Source organism: Microcystis sp. M53602_WE12 (genome assembly GCF_030065455.1).
GTDB lineage: Bacteria > Cyanobacteriota > Cyanobacteriia > Cyanobacteriales > Microcystaceae > Microcystis > Microcystis aeruginosa.
Genome location: NZ_JASJFB010000606.1, coordinates 1 through 7,978, shown reverse-complemented (window position 1 = coordinate 7,978; position 7,978 = coordinate 1). Strand labels below are relative to the sequence as shown.

Here is a 7,978-nt window from a genome sequence, read left to right as displayed (position 1 = left end):
CCCACACCCCACTTCCCCACTTCCCCACACCCCACACCCCACTGATAACTGATAACTGATAAGTGTATCGGTTATTGCGACTTTTTGTTTCCTGAAAACCGCCTTGTGGAAGTCAAGTTAGTTGCTTAAGATAGAGGTAATCGCAGTCAGAGAAAACCTCTCAAGGAAATTATTACTATGGCTTTCACTCTTTATTCTCCCTTCCTCGAAATTAATTCTGTTCAACGTCAAATCGATCAACTTTTTCAAGAAGTATTACCGACAACTTCATCGGTATCTCGTCCCCCGGTGGAAATCTCTGTTAATGAGGATTCCGTGCAATTGAAAATCGAATTACCCGGTGTGGATATTAAAGATATCGATGTGGAGGTTAGCAAACAAATGGTGGCTATTAATGGGCAACGTCAACGCCCTGCCGAGGTGGAAAACAGCGAATTTTATTATGGTAAATTTAGTCGCTTGATTACCCTACCAGTGGAGGTGCAAAATAGCCAAGTTACCGCTAACTATCAAGACGGTATTCTTTATCTCACCCTCCCGAAAGCGGTGGCAGAAAAAAATAAAGTGGTTAAAGTTAATCTTGGTTAGATGAGAAAAAGACTGGAGAATTTCTCCAGTCTTTTGTTTTATTTGTAGTCGCTAACTGTTAATTGGATTCTTTGCCATTTAGGTTGACGGGACGGGGTTGAATAACACCAAAACCGCCGTGATTGCGTTGATAGATAACATTGATTTCGTTCGTGTCTTTGTTGCAGAACATATAGAAATCGTGATCGACTAATTGCAATTGTGTTAGTGCTTCCTCAATAGTCATCGGTGGCATAGCAAAGTATTTCATCCGCACTACTTCCGCAGGTAATTCGGGAGTGCGATCGCCAATTAGGTTATCATCTAAGGGTTTCTCTTGCACCACCTCGCTAGTTTTAACGGTAGCGTGGGTGCGATGATCCACCAGTCTTTCTTTATACTTGCGGAGTTGACGAGCGATTTTATCAGAAACTAAATCAATACTTGCGTACAAATTTTCGCTTCCTTCTTGAGCGCGAATCACTGTTCCATTAGCATAAACCGTTACTTCTGCCTTGTGGCGATCGGGAATGCGCGCATTCTTTTCCACGGAGAGGTGAACATCGACTTTTGTGGTTATGCCGTTAAAATGTTTCACCGCTTTCTCCAGCTTTTGTTCCACATAATCATGAATAGGTTCGGTGACAGCGATATTATTGCCCTGAATCAATAGCTTCATACTCACTACTCCATCTAAAAATTTTGCTATGGACTGCCCACATCAACTATTTTTAAGGGGTGTTGATGCTAGGAATTTAATCCTCAAAAAACTGCTCGTTTGCGCTGTTGAGTGAAAGTCAATTAGAGGTCACAGTCTAGATATTGTCGGTGTTCTCGTTCTCTTTTTTTTGTCGGATCGCGCGGAAAATTCATCGGGTCGAGCGCCTATTTGCAACTGGATTTATCTACCTCTATTCTAACAAGTTTCTGTAAACCTTTTCTTAACAGAAGTGCGAAGTTCTGTTAACTTTTATTTAAAGAAACCGATTTTCGCCGCCGGCAAGGGAATCCGGTGATTGTTTCTCCTGTGGGACGGTTAACCTCGGAATAGATGGGATAACCCTAGATTAGCACTTAGTATTCTCCCCAACATCTATATCTTCCCTTCTTTTAATTTTCCTTTGCGCTCCTTCACATTTCTTAAATAATTTGACAAATTTCGCAATGAATGCTCAAAAAATACCTCGTCTCTGTGGGCTAAAAATTCGGGCAATTACTCCCGCTGCTCTCGGGACAACAGCGATCGCTAGTGCCAGCGAGAATTGCTAATCCCGACTTACACTCTCGCTGCTGACTCAGATGTTAAGTTTGTTAAATTTAAGTAGGGAGGCACAATTATTTGTAGGATGGGTTAGCGGTAGCGTAACATGAGCAGGCGTTGGGTTTCATGCTTCAACCCAACCTACGTTCATCTGACTCAGATGTTAAGTTTGTTAAATTTAATCTTGACAAATTTCCAGCACAGTTAAGAGCGATCGCTTATTGCTTTTTTCAATATTGGTAAGTTGATCCTAAGCTAAAACCTCACTTAGAAACAGCCCAAGAACGCACTTCTCCTAAGGTTACAGGGTTGCGATCGCTGACATCAATGGTAAAGCGAAAAACTCGTTTGGCCCGCAGACCATTTTCGGGATCGAAGAATTTTAATTTCACATCCCAACATTCACTTCCGTAGCGACAGAAGGGGCTTTTTTCCACTTCAATACTGTGTAATTCCATTCCCATTGCTACTGCTTGGGAGAAGGTTTGTACCGCTTGAAAGGCGTTAGTAGCGGCAAAATTTAAGGCGCGATCGCGGGCGATTTGTCCGACGTTGCGTAAGTCATAATAAATGCGATTTAAGAAACTGGTTAGAGAACGCCGCATCCTTACTTCATCGGCGATTTCATGTTCTGTGCGAACAGTTTCTATGGCTGATTCAATCAAAGTATTAATTTTCCAGCCATACATTCCCCGGGGACTATTAACCTTGATGACGGGAACAATTTGACCCGAAAAAAGTTTCACGGTTTCCTCTGTAAGCATACCCGGAATACTCACCCTTTCAACATAATCTTCGTCAGATTCTGGTAATATTTGACCCGCTAACATATATTGCATGACTTGATAAATCTCGGCGGCAAAAGCTCCCACGGGTTTAATTGCATAGATGGGAGTTAGTTCTAAATTGACTGTCCAAATTAAAGACTTAGTTTCTGATAAATTACTTTCTAAATAATCTACCATTTGCCGCGCATCGTAGGGATTGGATGGTAATTCAAGATTATCGATCGTGATGGTTGGCATTAATTGTTTAAAGGTGTCCCGACGCGCTTCTGTGCCGAAATCATAGCCTAAAGTTCCTAACACATAAACGAGGTTTGAACGTTGACTAGGAACGACACTATTAAAGACAATATTTTTATTTGTTTGATTATTTTGTATTAATCCGGTTGAGGAAACATTTTCTGAAGCATTGCTAGGAGTGATCACCAGTTCTATTGTCGCTGCTGTTGGGGTGGTTATAGTTATTCCCTGAGTTGCCATCTCGGTTGTATTAGATGGGATAACCGAGGTTGTCACTGTCATCGGAATTACCGCCGATTTTATGATATTATTCGACAAATTGTTATCCGCTTCAACAGTTTGTAATTTCTCTCCCGTCAGCAGTTCATAAGCACCCGCAATATTGATTTTTCCTAATAAACAGCGTTCTGGTTCTTCTACTTCATTAGGATCGCAGGGGATGGCACTATTAATCAAGGCGACTCTTACTGCTTCTGCATCGGGAGATAACCCCTGTTCTAATTGTAAACTCATTAATAAAGCGGCTGTTCCTGTCACAATGGGAGCGGCGCAGCTAGTGCCTTTTTTGCGGATGGGGTCATCGGTTCCGGGTTGAGCGCCTAAAATATTCTCTCCTGGAGCGAGAATCCCTTGAGTTGCATATTTACCACCAAAATTACTAAATTTAAATGGCTCGCCTGTATCTTTCATTGCTCCTACTGTCAGGACATTTTCTAATACCGCAGGAACGCACCAACACTCTCCTTTATCATTACCTCCGGGGGCAATCACCAGGATATTATTAGCTTGAGCTTGACGAATTGCTTTATCAATAAATTCGTGCGCTAATCCGCTTTGAGTTGGGTGACAAGCGGCACAATGGATAATATTAACTCCCTGTTCAATAGCGGTACTAATTGCGCGAGAAAGATTGAGAGGATTAATAAAATCTTCGTTGCTATAGGCGATGGGAATATTAATTACAGTAGCCTGAGGAGCAATCCCTTCTACGGGTGAATCTGGCTGGCCACAAATGGTGCTGATAATATGGTTAGCATGGAAGCGCAAATGCAAACTGTGGAGGATGTTTTCATCAGGGATAGCTTCTTTGAACAGATACTCTTTTTCTTCATCACTTTTGTCACTTTTTTCTATATCTAAAAAGGCTTGTAAGTGTTGGGGATCGATGGGAAATTCTTCCGACCAATAGGGATCAAGGCGGGTAATATTTGCTCCTTGGAAACAGGCGCGATCTAAGTCAATCGGTCCATCAAGAACGGCAATTTTGATGCGGGGATCGCCTTTGGTATGGGAGCGAAGAGCAGTCATTCCGGGGATAGCATTGAGATCAGGCATAGTTTTTGCAGGTTTTCAAGAACAGTTATAGAATAAAAGCTAGATAACAAAAATAGGGGAATTAAAGATGAGTGCAATCACCCCAACGGCACAACCCGCAACCACAATTCAGGAACCTTCGACCACGGTGTATTGCGATTCCCCTTTACCCGACCACACCCAACTCCCGGATAAAGATGGAAGTTTTGTGAAAAACTATCAAGAGCCTCCCCAAGCAGACCTTTTAACGGATACTATTACACCCCTTTTGGAGCAATTACATCCTGACGGTAATTACTGTCTGGGTCGAGATTGTGGGATTTATTGGCGATTGCCAGAGCATCCAGAATCCCTAGAAAAAGGTGCTGTTGCTCCCGATTGGTTTTATGTTCCCCATGTCCCCACAACGATTGATGGTCAAGTCCGGCGTTCTTTTGTGATGTGGAAAGAAACCATTGAACCGGTTATTGCCTTAGAATTTGTCTCTGGTAATGGTGAAGAAGAACGGGATAAAACGCCTGTCAAGGGTAAATTTTGGATCTATGAGCGAGCGATTCAAATTCCTTTTTATGGAATTTATGAAGTTAACAAGGCCCAGATCGAGATGTACCAGTTAGTTAATGGTCGTTACCAAAAAATGACTCCTAATCAGCGCGGTCATTATCCCATTGTTCCTTTAAAGGTAGAGTTAGGAATTTGGCAGGGGGAATACCAAAATCAATCCTTTCCCTGGCTTCGCTGGTGGGATGGGGAAGGTAACTTGTTGTTAACTTCCCAGGAATCTACTCAACAGGAACGACAACGAGCCGAACAGGAACGACAACGAGCCGAACAGGAACGACAACGAGCCGATCGCCTAGCGGAACAGTTAAGGGCCTTGGGGATAGAACCTGAAGAGTAGTCGTTTTGTCAGGTAGGCAAGCGCGAACAATTCATGTAAAAAAAGACTGCCTACCTAATGACTAATGCCAGGAAGAACAAATTACACTGCGTCGTCACCCGCAAAGGGATAACATTGCTTGGTGGCTAAATCACAGAAGGTAGCAGGGGTAATCACATTACCATCACTAGGAACGGTACTCATATTGTCTCGTTGAACCGGGGCGGTAATGCGAGGGGTCAGTTTTGGGGTTTTCATCGTAAGTTACTCCAAAGGTAGTTGTCGATAACACTGAAAGATTTACACGATCCTTGTCAAGAGTTTTCTGTTAACTATTGTCAACTTTAAACAATTTGTTTGCGGTAAAAATAGACAAAGTTTTGCGGGAAAAATGGACAAAGTTTAACACCAGATGCGACCGCGGCGAAAAGGCGGATCATTGGGATTCGCCTTGCGATCTTTGAACATGGTTTTCCAGCGTCCGTAATCTTCTAAACCAGTGGCGGGAATGTATTTAGTTTTAGGTTCAGTTGTTTCTGGTTGCTCAATCTTCGGTTGTTCCGGGGTGGGTTGAGTAACATTCGCGGCAGCGGCTGCTGATTCTGTAGAATCTTTGGATTTAGACATAGTTTGATGCTCTCCATGAGTTTGTTGTAATACAGGTTGTGGATCGCCGTCAGTTGCTAAAGCAGTTGTTGGCGTATCAGTTTTCTGCGGTTCGTTTAAGAGGATTTGAGGAGGAGATTGACTCCCACAAATGATTTGTTCGAGAACCGTGGCAAAATCCCTGAGAGAACCTTCCGCGGTGAAAGATTGACCGCCAGTTTCTTGGGCGACGCGAGCATATTCAGCTTCAATCGTGTGACGATAGCGACTTTTGGATTGACCACAATAGGTAAGCTAAACGGCGCTTAACCTGCATGATCCAACAGCTATAACCCTTTTGGAGTCTATATCGGTGATCCGAAGTAAAAGCCGTTTAGCTTATGAATGATCACTTGTGCCGTTTTAGCTCCTTGAATCGCCTGGTTAGCGGCTTCAATATCCTTGGCAAGGGTTTTGTCCCCGCCTGCATCTAAGGCTTCATCTCCTAGGTAAAAAATCGCCCTTTTCGCCCCAGACCGCCAATCAAAATGAGTGGCCAGATCTTGCATCACCCGGGCCGCATCTTCCTGGGCTCCTCCCGATGGGAGTTCACCTTTTTTTCGGCTTTTTAAGGCCGATTCGGGAATGGCACAGGTTTTGGTTAGATAGTCTCGAACTGTGCGCTCAAATTGGGTGTTTTTCCAGGTTCCTTCGATCCCCAGCCAAATCACTCGCAGGTCTGAGGGGCAGTGGGAGCGGGCATTAGCGATCGCCGTTTCCGCCGCCTGACTCAATCCTTCGGCCTCCGCTTTAACGGAGACACTGGTATCAATGACAATGACTAAATCAACAGGAATTGCCGTCATAAAATTGGAGTGATCGGTGAGTAGGTGAATTTGGGGTTTGAGTGTTGCTTATGCTGTCATTATCTATCAGAGCAGATTGCTTTTTGCTGACAGATTAATCACGAGTATATTCTCCACCCTTGACTAATAACGAAAACCGCCAAAAGAGGACATTTTCAGATAGCCATAATGAGGATATTGAAATTGTGCTGGATCGTTGTAGTTGGCTCCATGAACTAACTTAACTAAGATAGATACTAAATCTTCGCCATCTCCATGAATAATATCGACGCATTCATGGGGATGAATGAAATGGGGTCGTTTGACGGGAGCAGATTGTTTGGGAAGTCTCACGGTTGTTTTGGGGTAAATAATGGGGGTAGGGGCGAAGCCTTCGGGCATAACCTATCGCTGAAACCTTAGATTTCCTATCGGAATGCTTCGCCCGTACTTGAAGTCAGAAGTCAGCGCAGGGGAAAGGACTAATTAGGAGAAGACCAGGAACGAACTTCGCCCAAGGTGACAGGAATTAAATCACTGACATCAATGGTAAAACGGAAGACTTTACGAGCGCGGCGGCTATTTTCCGGGTCGAAGAATTTTAACTGTACGTCCCAACAATCGCTATCCAGCCGACAGAAAGGACTCTTAGAAACATTAATACTATCGAGTTCCATCCCCGCACCCACAGCCTCAGAAAAAGTTTGCGCTGCTTGGAAAGCGTTGGTCGCAGCAAAATTGAGGGCGCGGTCTTGGGAAGTTTGCCCTAAATTGCGTAAATCGTAGTAGATGCGGTTGAGGAAACTACTCAAAGTGCGGCGCATTTGGCTTTCTTGGGCTTCTGTTTGTTCTGCACCAACAGCTTCAATTGCCGCACTGACTAAAGTATTGATGTGCCAACCATAAATTCCCCGGGGGCTATCCGGTTCAATGACGGGAACAACTTGCCCTGAGAACAGGCGTACTGTCCGCCCAGTAATCCGTCCCGGAATACTGACACGCTGGATATATTCGGGGCTGTCTTCTGCTTGCACTTGTCCCGAAAGAAGTTCCTGTAAAGCGGCATAAACTTCGCGGGAAAAAGAGCCAAGGGGTTCAATGGCGTAAATTGGCGTAAGTTCCAGGTTCAGGGTCCAAATTAAGGATTTAGCCTCCGAGAGGTGGTCAGCTAGGTAATCCACCATCTGACGGGCATCGTAGGGATTAGAGGGAACTTCAATACCACCAATTACCGCTGTCGGCATCAGTTGTTTAAATGTGTCCCGACGGGCTTCGGTGCCGAAGTCATAGCCCAAGGTGCCAATGGCATAGACGATGCCACCAGCAGGTTCAGCAGCTTGGCTAGGGGTAACAGGTTTATTAAGCTTTTACGCATTTAAGTTACATTGACAGCATTACCCTTATTTTTAAGTTTTCTACTCCATTTAATAATCAATCCCCCTTCATTTAAAAGCTGATTGACTACTTTTTCCAGTTCTTCTTTATTTTCAAATTCTCGATT

Annotated in this window: 8 protein-coding genes and 2 pseudogenes; 2 read left to right on the top strand and 8 right to left on the bottom strand. The window is 44.0% G+C overall.

Going from position 1 to position 7,978, the window contains the following annotated elements:
• Nucleotides 1-177 precede the first annotated feature (177 nt).
• Nucleotides 178-588, top strand: a complete 411-nt coding sequence (locus tag PX482_RS19140; RefSeq protein ID WP_002762759.1) for an Hsp20/alpha crystallin family protein — start codon at nt 178-180, stop codon at nt 586-588.
• A 58-nt stretch (nt 589-646) separates the two neighbouring features.
• Here PX482_RS19140 and hpf read toward each other — a convergent pair whose 3' ends face one another.
• Entirely contained in the window at nt 647-1,246 is a 600-nt protein-coding gene (gene hpf, locus PX482_RS19135) for a ribosome hibernation-promoting factor, HPF/YfiA family (RefSeq protein ID WP_002762757.1), read from the bottom strand.
• Nucleotides 1,247-2,091: 845 nt separating this feature from the next.
• Nucleotides 2,092-4,188 carry a S8 family peptidase gene (locus tag PX482_RS19130; RefSeq protein WP_288096775.1) on the bottom strand — a complete coding sequence of 699 codons (2,097 nt, stop codon included), beginning with the start codon at nt 4,186-4,188 and terminating at the stop codon, nt 2,092-2,094.
• Between the two features lie 67 nt (nt 4,189-4,255).
• Between PX482_RS19130 and PX482_RS19125 the strand changes: the two genes are divergently transcribed.
• Nucleotides 4,256-5,068: a Uma2 family endonuclease gene (locus PX482_RS19125; protein WP_288096772.1), complete on the top strand. Its 813-nt coding sequence runs from the start codon at nt 4,256-4,258 to the stop codon at nt 5,066-5,068.
• Between the two features lie 81 nt (nt 5,069-5,149).
• Here PX482_RS19125 and PX482_RS19120 read toward each other — a convergent pair whose 3' ends face one another.
• The 6 genes and pseudogenes from PX482_RS19120 to PX482_RS19095 form a co-directional block, all read right to left on the bottom strand.
• Nucleotides 5,150-5,305 carry an anacyclamide/piricyclamide family prenylated cyclic peptide gene (locus PX482_RS19120; RefSeq protein ID WP_002762751.1) on the bottom strand — a complete coding sequence of 52 codons (156 nt, stop codon included), beginning with the start codon at nt 5,303-5,305 and terminating at the stop codon, nt 5,150-5,152.
• A gap of 144 nt (nt 5,306-5,449) precedes the next feature.
• Nucleotides 5,450-5,674: a cyanobactin biosynthesis PatC/TenC/TruC family protein gene (locus PX482_RS19115; protein WP_002762749.1), complete on the bottom strand. Its 225-nt coding sequence runs from the start codon at nt 5,672-5,674 to the stop codon at nt 5,450-5,452.
• Between the two features lie 323 nt (nt 5,675-5,997).
• Nucleotides 5,998-6,498: a hypothetical protein gene (locus tag PX482_RS19110; RefSeq protein WP_002762747.1), complete on the bottom strand. Its 501-nt coding sequence runs from the start codon at nt 6,496-6,498 to the stop codon at nt 5,998-6,000.
• Between the two features lie 123 nt (nt 6,499-6,621).
• On the bottom strand, nt 6,622-6,879 hold the full coding sequence (locus PX482_RS19105) for a cyanobactin biosynthesis system PatB/AcyB/McaB family protein (protein WP_002762745.1): 258 nt from the start codon (nt 6,877-6,879) through the stop codon (nt 6,622-6,624).
• An 80-nt stretch (nt 6,880-6,959) separates the two neighbouring features.
• Nucleotides 6,960-7,829 (bottom strand): annotated as a pseudogene (locus PX482_RS19100) (PatA/PatG family cyanobactin maturation protease); the annotation flags it as partial.
• Nucleotides 7,830-7,852: 23 nt separating this feature from the next.
• Nucleotides 7,853-7,978: pseudogene (locus PX482_RS19095) on the bottom strand (IS630 family transposase); the annotation flags it as partial.

Bases quoted from the DNA above. Each gene is read 5' to 3' on its own strand.
- PX482_RS19140 (WP_002762759.1), top strand. From the start codon at position 178: ATGGCTTTCACTCTTTATTCTCCCTTCCTCGAAATTAATTCTGTTCAA.
- hpf (WP_002762757.1), bottom strand. From the start codon at position 1,246: ATGAAGCTATTGATTCAGGGCAATAATATCGCTGTCACCGAACCTATT.
- PX482_RS19130 (WP_288096775.1), bottom strand. From the start codon at position 4,188: ATGCCTGATCTCAATGCTATCCCCGGAATGACTGCTCTTCGCTCCCAT.
- PX482_RS19125 (WP_288096772.1), top strand. From the start codon at position 4,256: ATGAGTGCAATCACCCCAACGGCACAACCCGCAACCACAATTCAGGAA.
- PX482_RS19120 (WP_002762751.1), bottom strand. From the start codon at position 5,305: ATGAAAACCCCAAAACTGACCCCTCGCATTACCGCCCCGGTTCAACGA.
- PX482_RS19115 (WP_002762749.1), bottom strand. From the start codon at position 5,674: ATGTCTAAATCCAAAGATTCTACAGAATCAGCAGCCGCTGCCGCGAAT.
- PX482_RS19110 (WP_002762747.1), bottom strand. From the start codon at position 6,498: ATGACGGCAATTCCTGTTGATTTAGTCATTGTCATTGATACCAGTGTC.
- PX482_RS19105 (WP_002762745.1), bottom strand. From the start codon at position 6,879: ATGCCCGAAGGCTTCGCCCCTACCCCCATTATTTACCCCAAAACAACC.